21 protein-coding genes, 1 other RNA gene and 1 other annotated feature are annotated in these 14,808 nt (G+C 35.6%); of the genes, 21 read left to right on the top strand and 1 reads right to left on the bottom strand.

Annotated elements, in window-relative coordinates:
- Positions 1 to 2: 2 nt before the first annotated feature.
- The 4 genes from phoU to F5ESL0225_RS05945 all read left to right on the top strand — a co-directional run bounded on the left by phoU (position 3) and on the right by F5ESL0225_RS05945 (position 2,580).
- Positions 3 to 671 carry a phosphate signaling complex protein PhoU gene (gene phoU, locus F5ESL0225_RS05960; RefSeq protein ID WP_090093820.1) on the top strand — a complete coding sequence of 223 codons (669 nt, stop codon included), beginning with the start codon at positions 3 to 5 and terminating at the stop codon, positions 669 to 671.
- Positions 672 to 703: 32 nt separating this feature from the next.
- Positions 704 to 829: a sequence feature (ribosomal protein L10 leader region), on the top strand.
- A 34-nt stretch (positions 830 to 863) separates the two neighbouring features.
- Positions 864 to 1,373, top strand: coding sequence for a 50S ribosomal protein L10 (gene rplJ, locus F5ESL0225_RS05955; RefSeq protein ID WP_090093822.1), 510 nt, complete (start codon positions 864 to 866; stop codon positions 1,371 to 1,373).
- Positions 1,374 to 1,421: 48 nt separating this feature from the next.
- Positions 1,422 to 1,784 carry a 50S ribosomal protein L7/L12 gene (gene rplL, locus F5ESL0225_RS05950; RefSeq protein ID WP_090093824.1) on the top strand — a complete coding sequence of 121 codons (363 nt, stop codon included), beginning with the start codon at positions 1,422 to 1,424 and terminating at the stop codon, positions 1,782 to 1,784.
- A 664-nt stretch (positions 1,785 to 2,448) separates the two neighbouring features.
- On the top strand, positions 2,449 to 2,580 hold the full coding sequence (locus F5ESL0225_RS05945) for an IS3 family transposase (protein WP_147441728.1): 132 nt from the start codon (positions 2,449 to 2,451) through the stop codon (positions 2,578 to 2,580).
- Between the two features lie 105 nt (positions 2,581 to 2,685).
- On the opposite strand, the gene F5ESL0225_RS05940 is transcribed toward F5ESL0225_RS05945, so the two are convergent.
- The gene (locus F5ESL0225_RS05940; RefSeq protein ID WP_122048075.1) at positions 2,686 to 3,084 is read right to left on the bottom strand and encodes a hypothetical protein; all 399 of its coding nucleotides are present in this window, start codon (positions 3,082 to 3,084) and stop codon (positions 2,686 to 2,688) included.
- Positions 3,085 to 3,671: 587 nt separating this feature from the next.
- Here F5ESL0225_RS05940 and F5ESL0225_RS05935 point away from each other — a divergent pair.
- The 17 genes from F5ESL0225_RS05935 (at position 3,672) to tsaD (ending at position 14,785) form a co-directional block, all read left to right on the top strand.
- Positions 3,672 to 4,292, top strand: coding sequence for a class I SAM-dependent methyltransferase (locus tag F5ESL0225_RS05935; RefSeq protein WP_122048074.1), 621 nt, complete (start codon positions 3,672 to 3,674; stop codon positions 4,290 to 4,292).
- The gene (gene tadA / locus F5ESL0225_RS05930; protein WP_122022078.1) at positions 4,292 to 4,822 is read left to right on the top strand and encodes a tRNA adenosine(34) deaminase TadA; all 531 of its coding nucleotides are present in this window, start codon (positions 4,292 to 4,294) and stop codon (positions 4,820 to 4,822) included. The genes F5ESL0225_RS05935 and tadA overlap by 1 nt, the downstream gene beginning before the upstream one ends.
- Before the next feature lie 28 nt (positions 4,823 to 4,850).
- An RNA gene (gene ffs, locus F5ESL0225_RS05925) (signal recognition particle sRNA small type) lies at positions 4,851 to 4,944 on the top strand.
- Positions 4,945 to 4,999: 55 nt separating this feature from the next.
- Positions 5,000 to 6,790: a DNA polymerase III subunit gamma/tau gene (gene dnaX, locus F5ESL0225_RS05920; RefSeq protein WP_122048073.1), complete on the top strand. Its 1,791-nt coding sequence runs from the start codon at positions 5,000 to 5,002 to the stop codon at positions 6,788 to 6,790.
- 14 nt (positions 6,791 to 6,804) lie between these two features.
- Positions 6,805 to 7,134 (top strand): YbaB/EbfC family nucleoid-associated protein, encoded by a 330-nt coding sequence (locus F5ESL0225_RS05915; RefSeq protein ID WP_090093831.1) that lies wholly within the window; start codon positions 6,805 to 6,807, stop codon positions 7,132 to 7,134.
- Positions 7,135 to 7,734: a recombination mediator RecR gene (gene recR / locus F5ESL0225_RS05910; protein ID WP_118895926.1), complete on the top strand. Its 600-nt coding sequence runs from the start codon at positions 7,135 to 7,137 to the stop codon at positions 7,732 to 7,734.
- Entirely contained in the window at positions 7,734 to 7,964 is a 231-nt protein-coding gene (locus tag F5ESL0225_RS05905) for a YaaL family protein (RefSeq protein WP_090093835.1), read from the top strand. Before recR ends, F5ESL0225_RS05905 begins: the two co-directional genes overlap by 1 nt.
- 103 nt (positions 7,965 to 8,067) lie before the next feature.
- On the top strand, positions 8,068 to 8,715 hold the full coding sequence (tmk, locus tag F5ESL0225_RS05900) for a dTMP kinase (protein ID WP_122022076.1): 648 nt from the start codon (positions 8,068 to 8,070) through the stop codon (positions 8,713 to 8,715).
- Positions 8,716 to 8,720: 5 nt separating this feature from the next.
- Positions 8,721 to 9,044, top strand: coding sequence for a cyclic-di-AMP receptor (locus tag F5ESL0225_RS05895; protein ID WP_118895924.1), 324 nt, complete (start codon positions 8,721 to 8,723; stop codon positions 9,042 to 9,044).
- Positions 9,045 to 9,905 (top strand): DNA polymerase III subunit delta, encoded by an 861-nt coding sequence (locus tag F5ESL0225_RS05890; protein WP_122048072.1) that lies wholly within the window; start codon positions 9,045 to 9,047, stop codon positions 9,903 to 9,905.
- A gap of 11 nt (positions 9,906 to 9,916) precedes the next feature.
- On the top strand, positions 9,917 to 10,252 hold the full coding sequence (gene yabA / locus F5ESL0225_RS05885; RefSeq protein WP_090093887.1) for a DNA replication initiation control protein YabA: 336 nt from the start codon (positions 9,917 to 9,919) through the stop codon (positions 10,250 to 10,252).
- Positions 10,253 to 10,264: 12 nt separating this feature from the next.
- Positions 10,265 to 11,125, top strand: coding sequence for a 16S rRNA (cytidine(1402)-2'-O)-methyltransferase (gene rsmI, locus F5ESL0225_RS05880; protein WP_122048071.1), 861 nt, complete (start codon positions 10,265 to 10,267; stop codon positions 11,123 to 11,125).
- Positions 11,126 to 11,134: 9 nt separating this feature from the next.
- The gene (locus F5ESL0225_RS05875; protein WP_122024862.1) at positions 11,135 to 11,872 is read left to right on the top strand and encodes an acyl-[acyl-carrier-protein] thioesterase; all 738 of its coding nucleotides are present in this window, start codon (positions 11,135 to 11,137) and stop codon (positions 11,870 to 11,872) included.
- Positions 11,873 to 11,929: 57 nt separating this feature from the next.
- Positions 11,930 to 12,448: a folate family ECF transporter S component gene (locus F5ESL0225_RS05870; RefSeq protein ID WP_122048070.1), complete on the top strand. Its 519-nt coding sequence runs from the start codon at positions 11,930 to 11,932 to the stop codon at positions 12,446 to 12,448.
- A 25-nt stretch (positions 12,449 to 12,473) separates the two neighbouring features.
- Positions 12,474 to 13,214 carry a tRNA (adenosine(37)-N6)-threonylcarbamoyltransferase complex dimerization subunit type 1 TsaB gene (gene tsaB, locus F5ESL0225_RS05865; protein ID WP_122048069.1) on the top strand — a complete coding sequence of 247 codons (741 nt, stop codon included), beginning with the start codon at positions 12,474 to 12,476 and terminating at the stop codon, positions 13,212 to 13,214.
- A gap of 52 nt (positions 13,215 to 13,266) precedes the next feature.
- Complete coding sequence (rimI, locus tag F5ESL0225_RS05860) at positions 13,267 to 13,728, top strand: ribosomal protein S18-alanine N-acetyltransferase (protein ID WP_158592402.1); 462 nt, start codon at positions 13,267 to 13,269, stop codon at positions 13,726 to 13,728.
- Between the two features lie 19 nt (positions 13,729 to 13,747).
- The gene (gene tsaD / locus F5ESL0225_RS05855) at positions 13,748 to 14,785 is read left to right on the top strand and encodes a tRNA (adenosine(37)-N6)-threonylcarbamoyltransferase complex transferase subunit TsaD (protein WP_122048067.1); all 1,038 of its coding nucleotides are present in this window, start codon (positions 13,748 to 13,750) and stop codon (positions 14,783 to 14,785) included.
- Positions 14,786 to 14,808: the final 23 nt, after the last annotated feature.

The raw sequence follows: 14,808 nt of genomic DNA, 5'->3' as shown, positions 1-14,808 counted from the left end.
TTATGCATGAAATATTTTTAGATGAACTAAAAAAATTAAATACCAGATTTATGGAAATGGGTGTACTAGTTAATGATTTAATTGACAAAGGAACCCGATCATTTGTGGCCCATGATAAAATGATGGCCCAAGAAATGATTGAAGAAGATAAAGAAGTGGCCAAAGAAGCAATTAGAATTGAAAAAAAAGCTTTAGACTTAATGGCCTTGCAGCAACCAGTTGCAACTGATTTTCGGGTAGTAATTAGTATTCTTAAAGCAACTACAGACCTTGAAAGAATTGGTGAGAATGCTAATAGTATAGCGGTAGAGACTGTACGTGTTAAAGGTAATCCGCGTATCTCAGAAGTCGAAGAAATTATTTCACGGATGACTCATCAGGTGCGTTCAATGCTAATTAAGGTTCTGACAGCTTATGTGCAAGAAGATGAAAAGACTGCGCGTGAAATGGTTGAAGGTCATAAAGAAGTTTATGATGATTATAAGAAAGCCCGAAAAATGATTATTGATGGGGTTGAACAAGATCCCAACGTTGCCGTTGCTTCAGCTAGTTACTTTGTGATTATTCGTTTACTTGAAAGAATTAGTGACCATATAGTTAATATTGCCAATTGGGTAATTTATAAGGTTTCTGGTGAATTATTTGAACTAATTGAGAATAAAAATAATTGATAGCTTGCTTTTACAATGCAAGCCTGCTATACTATTGAAAGTAAATTCTACCTAAGACGCGGGTGGTCTAGTGCCTTAATTTCCCGCCGAGGCCAGAAGATGATGAAGATTTTTAAAACTCCATGTCTTGCTTGGCATGGAGTTTTTAGGCCTTATGGAATTTATTAATGAATTTGATGGAGGTGAATTCGTTTGAGTAAAGCTGCTATTGCTGAAAAAGAAAAGTTTGTTAATGCATTTGCTGAAGAACTTAAAGCTGCCAAAGCTGTTTTGGTGATTAATTACCTTGGCTTAACTGTTGAAGAAGTTACCAACATGCGTCAAGAACTTCGTGCTAATGATGTTAAGATGAAGGTTATTAAGAATACTTACTTAAGACGTGCGGCTGCTAAGGCGGGCATTGAAGGTCTTGAAGACACTTTTGTTGGACCAACAGCTGTTGTTTACACTGATAATGCAGATAATATTACTGAGCCTGCTCGAATTGTTGCTAAGTATGAGAAGGACTTTGATGTTATTGACATTAAGGGTGGTATGCTTGAAGGTAAGATAACTTCTAAAGAAGAAATCCAGGCTCTTGCTGCTATCCCAGGTCGCGAAGGCTTGCTTTCAATGCTTGTTTCTGTATTACAAGCACCTGTGCGCAATTTCGCATATGCTGTTAAAGCTGTTGCTGATTCAAAGGATGAATCTGCAGAATAAATAAAATAATTTTTTTCTAAATATTAAAATTTCGGAGGATACATAAGTATGGCTTTAGATACTGAAAAGATTATTGAAGACTTAAAGAGTGCTTCAATTCTTGAATTAAATGACCTTGTAAAGGCTATTGAAGATGAATTTGGCGTTTCAGCTGCTGCTCCAGTTGCTGTAGCTGGTGCTGCTGGTGAAGCTGAAGCTAAGTCAAGCTATGATGTAGAATTGACTAGTGCAGGCCAAGAAAAGGTTAAGGTTATTAAGGTTGTCCGTGATATTACTGGACTTGGCCTTAAGGACTCAAAAGATCTTGTTGATGGCGCACCTAAGAACGTTAAGGAAGGCGTTTCTGAAGATGAAGCTAACGACATTAAGGCTAAACTTGAAGAAGTTGGCGCTTCTGTAACTTTGAAATAGTTATAGTCCGACTGGACAAGTTAATAAAAAGTAGCGTGATTTCAGTGTTTTTGAGATTACGCTGTTTTTTTATGTTCTAACTTTTAGATCATTCTTTTTTTCTGTTGTTGAGTGGTTTTAGCAGAAGTGTTATTGTTAATTTTACGGCTCTTGCCATTTTAACAGCTGATAATGGTCAACGCAACTAGTACGGATATAGCGCTTAAGCAGCTTTCTTCACTTTTATCATTTTTCACTCCTTGAAAAATCTATCATAGTTTACGTCATTGGCGTGAACTTAAACTCAGCATAGCTTTTATTCTTGCTGCTATGAATGCCAATCCTAATCTCTGTGTTTATTCCACAGTAATTATTACTACACGTTGAAGAATAAAGATAAGGATCGCGGCAATAAGGTCCAATTAAGTCCGATTTGATCAAACGTAATTTTATCGCGATTTACCTAGAACATAAGTGGTACTCAGGGGTAACTTAGTTCAAGCTCAATGGTCATAAGACTTACCTGTCGTCTATTGTTAATGGCTGTATGCAAGAGGCAATTGCCCTGCAGTCCTAATCTTTCTTTCATACAGTTTAAGGCTGGCAGAACCAGCATCTAAGTTTCAAGTATGGCTAATGGAATCGAACAGTCCATGTTGGGTAAGAGTAACTCGTAGATAACGGATTGACGGAAAGCTTCTGTGGCATACTCAAACGAGAAATGTTCAATGGCTTTGAAGCCCAATTAAACGAACTGGAAGAAACAATTCAAAAATATATCAGTACTATAACAGGCAACGAATCAAAGCAAAACTAAAAGGACTAAGTCTGATTGAAAATCGGGAATTAGTCCTTAATTAAATTTTATTACACTGTCCTAATTTTTGGGTTTACATCAGAATTGCAGATACGCGTTTTTGGATTAATCATTATTATTAAAACAGTTTGGATCTAAATCGGATGCATTAATCCAACATTCTCTTCGGCCTGGGAATTTAACTAGTCCAGCCTTTCTCCAAGCTTTATTAGGATAACAAAATTTGTCTCTTGTCATTGAAGACAGTAGATAGATTATTGCTTTTCTCTTTTTTCTTTGCCATATCCAGTATCTAAGGTAATATTCTTGTCCTCCTCCAATTGTATTAGCAACAGTTCTTTTTTTAATTTTTATAGATAATTTGTTGCGGTCATAGTTTGTATTATGATCAATAATGAAACCTATTAAAAAAATAAACATGAACACAATCAGTACAAGTAAAATGATGTAAAGCAATAAATGTATATTTCTGTATATATTTTTATCGTCAATAGTTATTATCATCCTAATATTTCTCCTTAAAAAGTTTTTATTTAAAATTGTATAACTAATGTTTATAAATAACAATACGTAATATAGTAATATAGATTAATTTGAGCAAAAGGTAAAATTACGTTTTTTATTTACATAGCTACAATTACTATTGATTTTGCTTTATAATGTAAGTAATTTAGATAAATAGGAAGCGTAAACAAATGAAAAAGCGACCTTGGCTACTATTTATTAACAACAATTACGATGTTTGAGTTTGAAACGGTAAAAGTAAGGACTGGGGTAAGTTTAACAGCAATAAAGAATAAGCTTTTGCATTCCTATTTAGTCGTAGTTTAGGTTAGTGGAATTGATGTTTTTTTCAATCACGCATTAACATTAACTGGATATTTAAGAAACGACTTTATTATAATGATCCATGGACTGGAAAAAAGCATCAATTAGCGCTCATGAAAAAAATTAAAAATTAGCTAGTTTGCTTAGGGCTAGAACCATGAGTCAACTAATTTTTTTATTAATGATTAAGTAAATCGATTTGCAAAAAGCATTGTGTTCGCTAAAATTATCTAGGACAGACTGTTTTAGGAAACGAGAAAATTATGACTGAGCAAAAAAATCAAATGTATTATGTGGCTAATCCGACTTCGGACCATGATGAGCACATAGTTGACTATCATGTTGCTGGAATAGATCTAAAATTCACCACGGATGCAGGTGTTTTTTCAAAAATGCGGGTCGACTATGGTTCAGGTGCTTTAATTAAGCAGATGGCCCAAGTTTCTTTTCCCGCTAAAGGAATTTTAGATGTCGGAGCAGGTTATGGTCCGTTGGGCCTTTTTGCTGCGAAATTTTGGCCAGAGCAAACTGTGGAGATGATTGATGTCAATGAGCGCGGTTTGGCGCTAGCAAAGAGAAATGCCGCCATGAATCAAATAAGCAATGTGGCAATTTATCAGTCTAATGTTTATGAGAAAATAGCGAATGACAAAAAATTTGGGCTAATTGTGACTAATCCGCCAATTCGTGCTGGTAAAAGTGTTGTTACCAGCATCTTATCGGGTGCTAAAAATTACCTGGTTAAAAATGGCAAAATTCTTGTTGTCATCCAAAAAAAGCAAGGTGAACCTAGTGCACACAAGCTTTTAAAGGCTACTTTTGGGAATTGCACCATCTTGGACCGAGACAAAGGTTACTACATTTTGCAGGCGGTGAATAATTAATGTCTTTTTCAAGTGAAGAAAAGAAAAAGTACATGCAATTAGCCTTTGAGCAAGCAAATAAAGCGCAAGAAAAAGGTGAAGTTCCTATTGGTGCAATTTTAGTGGATCCAGCTGGTCAAGTTATTGGTAGCGGGTATAATCGGCGCGAACTTGATCAAGATGCTACGCAACATGCTGAAATGATGGCAATTAGGCAGGGATGCACTAAGCTAAACACTTGGCGATTAATCGATTGTAGCTTGTTTGTCACACTAGAACCATGCCCAATGTGTGCTGGGGCAATTATCAATTCCAGAATAAAAAGCGTCTACTTTGGCGCCTTGGATCCTAAAGCTGGTGCGGCAGGCAGTGTGATTGACTTGTTTAGCATTAGTAAATTTAATCATCATCCTCAGGTTATTCGCGGCTTATACCGTGAAGAAGCTAGTCAAATGTTAAAGGATTTTTTCCGGGCAATTCGCCGGAAACAAAAATTAGCCAAAAAAGCTTTAAAAAATGATCAGGAAATCGGAAAAGATTCCGCAAATTAGTGGAAAAATTTAGTAAAATAAGTTATTATACTTTATGGGCAATGTTCGACCTCCAAAGCGTGTCAGGACCGGAAGGTAGCAGCACTAAGGTTGCTTGGACATGTGCCTTTTATTAGACATTTACAAACTCTTAACTCTTTCGAAGAGTTAAGAGTTTTTTACTAGGGAAGATTATCAATGGTTTATCAAGCTTTATACCGCAAATGGCGACCACGAACTTTTGGCAGTGTAGTTGGTCAAGCAGATATTACAAATACTTTAAAAAACGCGATTAAGCGTGGTACCATTTCGCATGCTTTTCTTTTTGCTGGACCGCGGGGAACAGGGAAAACTTCGTGTGCAAAAATTTTTGCCAAAGCTTTAAATTGTACTAATCTCCAAGATGGCGAGCCCTGCAATGAATGTGCTAATTGTATTGCTGCTGATAAGGGTGCTATGGCTGATATCATGGAAATTGATGCTGCCTCAAATAATGGGGTTGACGAAATTCGTGAGATTCGTGATAAAGTAAAATATGCGCCTACGCAGGGTAAGTATAAGGTATATATTATTGATGAGGTTCACATGTTATCAATGGGGGCATTTAATGCACTATTGAAGACATTGGAAGAGCCACCTGAGCATGTAGTTTTTATTTTGGCAACAACCGAATTGCAAAAAGTTCCTGCTACCATTATTTCTAGAACGCAGCGTTATAATTTTAAACGGATTACTAATCATGATCTTAAGCAACGGATGAAGTATATTCTTGAGCAAGAAAATATCAAATATGAAGATCGAGCTTTAAAGGTGATTGCTCAAGTTGCTGATGGTGGTATGCGGGATGCATTAAGTATCTTAGATCAATTATTAAGTTATGAACAAGATACAGTAAAATATGCTACTGCCTTAGAAATTACAGGTTTTGCTGCTAGAGAAACGATTGAACAAATTTTATTAGCAATTTTAAATAAGGATGCCGTTAAGGCAATAGAACTTGCCCATAAGCAGTTACAACAGGGTGCCAGCTCAAAAAATATTTTAGATGAGTTAATTGATTTGGCAACTAACTGTTTGTTAGTGCTCAAAACTGGGACTGATGATCATAGTAATTTTTGTAGTGAAACTTTCATTGAGCAAATTAAAGAATTTACAGTAGATAGCTATTTTGATCTGATAGTTTTTGCCAATAATGCTTTGACTAATTTGAGATATACCAATCAGCAACAAATCCCACTTGAAGTATTCATAGTTGAAAGTACTAGTCAAACTAGCTTAGGTGAAGCGAATAGCACTAATTCTGAAAAAAAATTAAGCGAAGAAATTCATGCTTTAAAAGAGCAAATGGTCGTTTTAAAGCAAAAAGTATCTTCCTTAAGTGAGACTACAACTAGCATTAATAGTAGCCGAGTCTACCATATTAATAGTGAAAATAATAGTGTGACGAAAAAGAGCAAGCCAGTCAAAGAAATTAAAAGCGTAAAAAGAGCGAAAAAGAGTGGGCACACTAGCCAACAGAATCGGCAACGGGTTTATCATGTTTTGGAAAATGCGACCAAACATGATTTGCAGACAATTAAAGATGTTTGGGCTGATTTACAGTCGGTTCTAGGTGTTTCACAAAGAGCCGTTCTTGAGGTCTTAGAGCCAGTAGCAGCGAGTTCAGACCAAGTTGTAATGAAATGCAAGTATACCCTTTGGTTTGAAAAAGCAAGTTCAGATGAAGATTTATTACAAATAATAACTAATCAAATTGCCAAGTCGACGCAACATAATTATGAAATTGTTTTAGTCCCAGATAAGGATTGGTTTACTGTTCGCAGTGAATTTTTACAAAGCCATCGGCAAGAGCTGGCAAATAAAAAAAAGCAGACTGCTAGTCCCAAAAATAGTAGTAAAGAATTAAGTGAACTTAAGGATAAAACTGATATTGAAGTTGTTGCCAAAGCCAAAGACTTATTTGGTGAAGCAGTAAATATAAAAGATTAATAAAGGAGAAAAAGATGAGTAAAAGACCTAGTTTTGGTGGAATTGGTGGCATGAATATGCAACAAATGATGAAACAAGCTAAAAAGTTACAAGAGCAAATGACGCAAGAACAACAAAATCTCACTGAGCAAGAATTTACTGGTAGCTCGGTTGATGATTTAGTTGTGGCCACCTTTAGTGGTGATCGCCACTTAAAGGGGATTAAAATTAACAAAGATGCCATTGATCCAGATGATCCAGATATGTTACAAGACTTAGTGATTGATGCAGTTAATAAGGGATTAACAAAAATTGATGAGGCTACACAAGCTAGTTTAGGTAAGTACACGAAGGGTATGATTTAATTGCAATATCCAACACCAATTGCACATTTAATTGATTCTTATATGAAGTTGCCCGGAATTGGTGAAAAAACAGCAATTCGCTTAGCTTTTTATACACTTGATATGCCTGATGATGATGTTCATGATTTTAGTATTGCACTAAATGAAGTTAAAGCAAAATTGCATCGTTGTTCGATTTGCGGCAATATCACAGAGCACGACCCATGTGTAATTTGTAGCAATTCTGAGCGTGAGCAGTCAACGATTATGGTGGTTGAACAACCTAAAGATGTCATGGCTTTTGAAGAAATGGGCGAATATAGCGGTTTATATCATGTTTTACATGGTGTTTTATCGCCAATAGATGGGATTGGTCCAGAAGAAATCAACATTAAATCGCTTATTGTTCGCTTACAAAAACAAGACCAGGTTAAAGAAGTGATTTTAGCCCTAAACTCAACGCCAGAAGGTGAAGCAACAGCGATGTATATTGGAAAGTTAATTAAGCCGGCTGGAATTAAAGTGACACGTTTGGCTGCAGGTCTTGCTGTAGGTAGTGATATTGAGTATGCAAATTCAATTACTTTAAAGCGGGCAGTACAAGGGAGAACATCAATTTAATGTCACAAAATAAAGTTAAAGAATTAGGCGATCAGCGATTAATAACTACTATTGAAAAATTACAAGCCGAAATTGCAGTAGAAAAAAGTTTAGATGCAACAACGCTTGATATGTCAGAAAATAATATAGTTGCAGGGAAAATTTTACTTGCTAAATATGCTTTTTTGTATGACGAGGCACGGCACCGAAACACAAGATTTAGTGGTTTTACCAATGCGATTTCAGAATAAAAAGTCCTTGATTATAGGACTTTTTTATTTTTGTTTAAATTAAAAGTACGTTAGGGTGTTCATATAGAACAAACTCTTGTAGAATAGACTCATGGAGAGTTTTATGAAAAGTTATTTTATCAGTTTTGAGGGGCCAGATGGGGCCGGAAAAAGTACAGTTTTAGAACATGTGGTCGCTAAAATTGCGCCACTCATCAAAACACAATATCTAGTAACACGTGAACCAGGCGGTTCACAAATTGCAGAAAAAATTCGGCAGATCATTTTAGATCCCGACAATGAAAAAATAAGTGCCAAAACAGAAGCGTTGCTATATGCAGCAGCTCGTAGTCAGCATATGGCAGAAACTATCATTCCAGCTCTTAAAGCAGGAAAAATTGTATTTTCGGATCGTTTTGTGGACAGCTCACTTGCATATCAGGGGGTTGGCCGTAATCTGGGAATTTCTGCTATTAAAGAAATTAATGATTTTGCTACTAGTAAAATTGAACCAAATTTAACAATTTTTTTAGATATCGAACCTAAAGTTGGTTTAGCTAGAATTGTAAAAAATCGTTCAATAAAAGTGGATCGCTTAGATCAAGAAGAATTAGTTTTTCATCAAAAAGTTTACCATGGTTACCTGAAACTTATTCAAGAAAATCCTGTACGGATCAAAATAGTTGATGCGCAAAAGCCACTTAATCAAGTGGTACAGGCTTGTGCTAAAATTATTATAAACAGTTTACCAAAAGAATTGTTAAAGGATTAAATATAATGAAACTAATAATTGCAATTGTTCAAAAAGAAGACGCTAATAAGTTACAACATGCCTTTGTTAAGGAAAGTATTCCAGTTACTAAATTATCAACTACCGGGGGCTTTTTAAGCGAAGGAAATACTACGTTTATGATTGGAGTTGATGAGCAACGTGTTAAAAAAGTTTTGCGCATCATTAAGGATGAATCAAAAGCACGCGAAGAGTATATGAACCCTAATATGATGATGACTGGTTTTGATGTGAGCCGGCAACCAGTTAAAATTACTGTGGGCGGTGCAACGTGTTTTGTGTTGTCAGTAGAAGAATTTAAGAAATTTTAAATGCTAGTTGATATTACTAATCCCGCTCAAAAGCAAGTTGCTTTCTTAAGGCGTACTTATGAACAAGGGAAATTAGGCCATAGTTATCTGTTTATAGATATCAATGGACAAGAAGCAGTAAATACAGCCTATTGGCTTGCTTGCTTATCCAATTGCACTGGGATGGAAAAGCCGGATGGAACTTGCAAGAATTGCCAGCAAATCATTTCAGGTAATCATCCTGATGTTTTACTTATTGAACCTGAAAATAAGCAAAGTTTAAGTATTGATCAAATTCGTTTTTTAAAAGAAGAACTAGCTAAGAGCCCAGTTCAGAGCCCTATAAGGTTCTTTTTTATTAATCAAGCTGAAAAATTATCTCTTCCCGCTGCTAATGCGTTGCTTAATTTATTGGAAGAACCGATTGCACCGGTAGTTACAATTTTAATCGCAAATAATGTGAATCAAATCTTGCCAACAATTAAATCGCGCACGCAAATAATCAATTTTGTACCTAATTCACAAAATACTGATAGGAACGAAAAACTAATAGAACAAGGCTTTAGTCAAAATGAGCTTGAAGAACTTGATGATACAACAAATTTAGCAAAGTTGGGCAAATATTTTTACGAAGAAATGGTGGAACAAAATCCACTAGCTTTAGTTAGCGCCCATCAACTTGCTGATACAGTCAAAAGTAGAGCAAAACAAGATTATTTATGGTTTTTATTAAAAGATTTAGCCCAAAAAGATATTGATAGTGGTAATTTGCAGTCAGGTGGCAAAATGCTAAACGACCTCCTTAAAATAGATCAAATGCGTTGTAGTAATGTTAATTTTCGTAATCTTCTTGATTATCTGGCTTTGCAATGGAAACGGTAGGTGTATAGATGGTGGATTCTTATTCAAAGTTACAACAACTCCATGAATCAATGGTCAGGATGACTAAGACAATTGAGAGTTTAGAAAACAGTATTTTAGATACACTTAAAGAAAATACTGAGCTAAAAGTGGAAAATCAATTACTTCGTGAAAAGATGGATAAACTAAATGCAGCCAATAATGGTTCAATCAAAAATCAAAGTGGTTTAGAATCGTTACGGCAAATTTATAACTCAGGCTATCACATTTGTAATATGTACTATGGCTCGCATCGCGATCCTAGTTCAGATTGCATGTTTTGTTTAGATATTCTCGACAATTTTGGTGAGAAAAAGAAATCACGGTAAAGGATAGATTAGATGCAACGGCAAAGTAGTTATGATAAAGATGAAGGTAAACTTTATTTAGTACCGACTCCTATTGGAAACTTAGAAGATATCACAATCAGAGCAAAAAATATTTTACAAAATGTAGATTATATTGCAGCAGAAGATACAAGAACTAGTGGAATCTTATTAGAAAAAATTGGTGTTCACAATCACATGTTAGCTTTTCATAAATATAATTCACAAGAACGGGCACCAGAATTAGTTAAGATGATGAAAGAAGGAGCAGTAATTGCTGAGATTAGCGATGCCGGTATGCCAGTCATTTCTGATCCAGGTTATATTTTGGTACAGCATTGCATTGAAAATGATATTGCAGTAATCCCTTTGCCTGGGGCATCAGCTTTTACAACAGCTCTAATTGCATCTGGCTTTGATGCACAGCCATTTACATATTATGGCTTTTTGCCACGGAAATTAGGTGAGCAACAGCCATTTTTTAACCAAATGAATGCTGCACATGTAACTTCAATTTTTTATGAAGCACCGCATCGTTTATCTAAAACACTAGCTAATATGAAGACTGTTATTTCACCTGAGCGTAAAATTGTCGTTGCACGTGAATTAACTAAAATTCATGAAGAATTTATACGTGGTACACTTGAAGAAGTGACCAATTATTTTAAGCAGAATACTCCTCGAGGAGAATTTGTGATTTTGATATCGCCAAATTCTGACCAGCCCCAATCATTAACATGGCCTGAGTTAATTGAATTAGTAGATAGACAAGTTAGTCAAGGTGAAAGCAAAAAATCAGCTATTAAGCAAGTTGCAACCACAAATAATGTATCTAAAAACGAATTATATGAGCGTTACCATCAAGAAAAATTATAGGTAGATCAAATGAGATATAGTGAAAAACATCAAGTAGAATTTTATGAATGTGATGAAAATGAAAATTTAAAATTACCGGCAATGATTGATTTAATGATGAGTGTTTCCGAACATCAGTTAAGTAGTGGAATTGCAAGTACTAATGCCTTAGCTAAAAAGGGACTTGGCTGGGTGGTAACGCAATATCATATCGAAATTAATCGCTTACCCAAACCAAACGAAGAAATTATTGTCTCGACTGAACCGGTAGGCTATAACCGCTTTTTAGAATATCGAAATTATCTTTTCAGTGATCAAAAAGGAAATGAACTAATTAATGTAGAAAGTGAATGGGTTTTGTTTGATTTACAAAAGCGTAAATTAGTTTCGACTGATCAAGAAATGATGGCCGAAATTGGTATTCCTTTTTTGAAAAAATTGCCACGTTTTCCCCGATTAAGAGTTCAAGCAAAGTATGACAAAAAGCGGCAGTATCGGGTGTGCTATGATGATTTAGATACTAATCATCATATGACCAATGGGCACTATTTTAATTGGTTTATTGATATGTTTGATCGGGAATTTTTAAAGCAGCATGTAGCGAAAGTAATTGACATTAAGTTTAATTTAGAAGTCCGTTATGGTGATCTACCATATTCATGTATAACTACTGTTGATCATGAAACAGAGATTAAGTCATATCATGCAATTAGTGATCAAGATCGAAATGACAAATCAGTTTGTGAAATATTATGGCGCAAGTTATAATATAATTTATGCTTTTTTATAAAAAACTAAATTAAATATGGAAAGAAAGTGCTGTGAATGCCAATAAAAAAAATGCTAGAGATCGAATTGCGCGATTTGATTTTGTTGGGCATTATAGTTGCAATGAAAATTATTCTTGAGCGCTTTACTATTGGAACTAGCTTAGCTCATATTGGACTAGGTTTTATCGGTAGTGTCTTATTAGGTTATATGTTTGGTCCAGTTTGGGGTGCTGCTGGAGGTGGAATTGCTGATTTGGTTTCTTCAGCATTATTTGGCAATCAAGGGGGCTTTTTTATTGGCTTTACACTAAGTGCAATGGTAGGTCCATTTATTTATGGTTTATTCTTTTATCAAAAGCCAGTAAAAATATGGCGAATTGTGGTTGCAGTATTATTAGTTTCAATTATTGTAAACGTTGGTATGAATACCTTATGGCTTCATCTTCTCTATAATGTAGACTATAAGGCAGCATTAGTTCAGCGAGCACCAATGGAAATAATAGTTCCCTGGGTTCAAATGATAGTGGTTTACTTTGTTTTAATGGCAATTTCACGCATCAAGATTAATCGATAATTTGAAAAAGGTAAAGTAGTTAAAAATGAAAATTTTAAGTGTGTCAACCGCAACTAATAATTTAAGTGTAGCCTTAAATCAAGATGATACAATTGTAGTTGAAAAAAATGAAATTGATGAGCGCAATCATAGTGAACATCTTGATCCATTGATTAAAGATATTTTAGAGTCTAATCACTTGGAACTTAAAGATATTGATCGTTTCGCAGTAGCGCTTGGACCAGGATCATATACGGGATTACGTATTGGCGTAACTACAGTAAAAATGTTCGCCAGTATTTTACAAAAAGAAGTGGTTGGAGTTTCAACTCTACAGGCATTAGCGGCAAGTTGTAACGCAACCCAAACTCTTATTGTTGCTGGTCTTGATGCGCGCAATGACAATTTCTTTGCTGGTGCGTATGTAAATGCAGATAAGCAGTTGACTAATGTAATTGTTGATGGTCATTATCATATTGATATATTACTAACGAAAATTAAAAATTATTTTGTCGATCATAAACTTAAGCAAGTTATTTTTGTGGGTACAGGTTTTGAAAAACAGGCAGAATTAATTAAAAACATTGATGTACCATACAGTTACGGCTCAATGCAACAAAATCAAATTCATGCGGGTCTTATTGGGCGATTAGCAAATTCTGAAAAAACAGTCAAGCCAGATAAATTATTACCTAATTATCTGCGCCGAACGCAAGCAGAAGTAGACTGGCACAAAAAGACGGGGCAAGATTTCGGCCCAGATAGTAAGTATGTGGAAGAAGTTTAGCCAAGCATTCTATTCAGAGCACGGACTTGCTTTTAAGGCGTTTACCTTTAAAATGAACAACCATTGTTTAAAAATAGTGCCAGCTCAACTAAGTGACCTTTCTAAGATACTTTTACTGGAAAGCAGGGTTTATCAAGGCTACTTACCATGGAATAGCACAATTTTTCAAGCTGAATTGTGTAAAAATGACTCGCTCTATTTGCTGGTTTACAAGGAAACAGCGTTAATTGCTTTAGCTGGAATAAGGCTACAAGGTAAGGAAGCGCATATTACTAATTTAGCAGTCGATCCAGCATGGCAAAATCATGGTTTGGGCACATATCTAATCCAACTTTTATCTAAATTTGCTAAAAAGCAGCAATGTTACTTGATTAGTTTAGAAGTTAGGGCAGACAATGAAAGGGCACGTCTGCTTTATGAAAGTTTAGGCTTTCGAGTTAGATTTGTACACGCGAATTATTATCAAGATGTTCAGCAAGATGGTCTGGGCATGATTTTGGAATTAAGGCATTAACAAAGGGAAGGATTTAAATTTGGATAGAAAAAAAGAAGTCCGTATTTTAGCTTATGAAAGTTCCTGTGATGAAACTTCAACTGCAGTAGTTAAAAATGGTTGTGAAGTAGAAAGTATGGTGGTGGCTACTCAAATTAAAAGCCATCAACGCTTTGGTGGCGTTGTTCCTGAAGTTGCTAGTCGACACCATATTGAAGTGATTAGTCAAATCACCACAAAGGCCTTAGAAGAGGCAAAGGTTACTTGGAAGAATATTGATGCGATTGCTGTAACTTATGGACCAGGCTTAGTTGGTGCACTTTTAATTGGCGTCAGTGCTGCCAAGGCAGCTTCAATGGCAACTGGTATCCCTTTGATTGGCGTTGATCATATTATGGGTCATATCATGGCTGCGCAATTAACTGCTAAAATTGATTATCCTGCACTTGCTTTACAAGTTTCTGGTGGACATACTGAAATTGTTTTGTTGAAGGACGCAACCCATTTTGAAATTGTTGGTGATACGCGCGATGATGCTGTAGGCGAAGCATATGATAAAATTGGTCGAGTGCTGGGTGTTAATTATCCCGCCGGTAAGACGATTGATGAGTGGGCGCATCGGGGACAAGATACATTTAACTTTCCGCGAGCTATGATGGAAGATGACAATTACGACTTTTCTTTTTCTGGTCTGAAAAGTGCCTTTATCAATACCTGTCACCATGCAGATCAGCTTCATCAGAGCTTGAATAAGTATGATTTAGCGGCTAGTTTTCAAGCAGCAGTAGTTGATGTCTTAGCCAAAAAAACAGTACGCGCAATTAAGCAATATCATCCTAAAACTTTCATTATGGGCGGTGGAGTTGCAGCTAATCGAGGTTTACGTGATCGGATGAAGATAGAAATTAAGCAACTTCCTTCAAACTTTGACTTGAAAGTTATTCTTCCAGAATTAAAATTGTGTGGTGATAATGCAGCCATGATTGGTGCAGCTGCCTATAACTTATATAACGAAGGAAAGTTTGCTGATTTAGCGCTGAATGCCGATCCTTCACTTGAATTACCTTATGCTGATTAGATTTTGAATTAAAAAAGTTGACC

The sequence above is a fragment of the Lactobacillus sp. ESL0225 genome (genome assembly GCF_003692905.1).
Classification (GTDB): Bacteria; Bacillota; Bacilli; order Lactobacillales; family Lactobacillaceae; genus Lactobacillus; species Lactobacillus bombicola.
Note: the sequence above shows the minus strand (reverse complement) of the source record. Positions and strands in the feature narration are given on the sequence as shown.

Bases quoted from the DNA above. Each gene is read 5' to 3' on its own strand.
- F5ESL0225_RS05875 (WP_122024862.1), top strand. From the start codon at position 11,135: ATGAGATATAGTGAAAAACATCAAGTAGAATTTTATGAATGTGATGAA.
- rplL (WP_090093824.1), top strand. From the start codon at position 1,422: ATGGCTTTAGATACTGAAAAGATTATTGAAGACTTAAAGAGTGCTTCA.
- dnaX (WP_122048073.1), top strand. From the start codon at position 5,000: ATGGTTTATCAAGCTTTATACCGCAAATGGCGACCACGAACTTTTGGC.
- F5ESL0225_RS05915 (WP_090093831.1), top strand. From the start codon at position 6,805: ATGAGTAAAAGACCTAGTTTTGGTGGAATTGGTGGCATGAATATGCAA.
- rimI (WP_158592402.1), top strand. From the start codon at position 13,267: ATGAACAACCATTGTTTAAAAATAGTGCCAGCTCAACTAAGTGACCTT.
- tadA (WP_122022078.1), top strand. From the start codon at position 4,292: ATGTCTTTTTCAAGTGAAGAAAAGAAAAAGTACATGCAATTAGCCTTT.
- F5ESL0225_RS05940 (WP_122048075.1), bottom strand. From the start codon at position 3,084: ATGATAATAACTATTGACGATAAAAATATATACAGAAATATACATTTA.
- rsmI (WP_122048071.1), top strand. From the start codon at position 10,265: ATGCAACGGCAAAGTAGTTATGATAAAGATGAAGGTAAACTTTATTTA.
- F5ESL0225_RS05890 (WP_122048072.1), top strand. From the start codon at position 9,045: ATGCTAGTTGATATTACTAATCCCGCTCAAAAGCAAGTTGCTTTCTTA.
- F5ESL0225_RS05905 (WP_090093835.1), top strand. From the start codon at position 7,734: ATGTCACAAAATAAAGTTAAAGAATTAGGCGATCAGCGATTAATAACT.
- phoU (WP_090093820.1), top strand. From the start codon at position 3: ATGCATGAAATATTTTTAGATGAACTAAAAAAATTAAATACCAGATTT.
- F5ESL0225_RS05935 (WP_122048074.1), top strand. From the start codon at position 3,672: ATGACTGAGCAAAAAAATCAAATGTATTATGTGGCTAATCCGACTTCG.
- tsaB (WP_122048069.1), top strand. From the start codon at position 12,474: ATGAAAATTTTAAGTGTGTCAACCGCAACTAATAATTTAAGTGTAGCC.
- F5ESL0225_RS05870 (WP_122048070.1), top strand. From the start codon at position 11,930: ATGCCAATAAAAAAAATGCTAGAGATCGAATTGCGCGATTTGATTTTG.
- F5ESL0225_RS05895 (WP_118895924.1), top strand. From the start codon at position 8,721: ATGAAACTAATAATTGCAATTGTTCAAAAAGAAGACGCTAATAAGTTA.
- tmk (WP_122022076.1), top strand. From the start codon at position 8,068: ATGAAAAGTTATTTTATCAGTTTTGAGGGGCCAGATGGGGCCGGAAAA.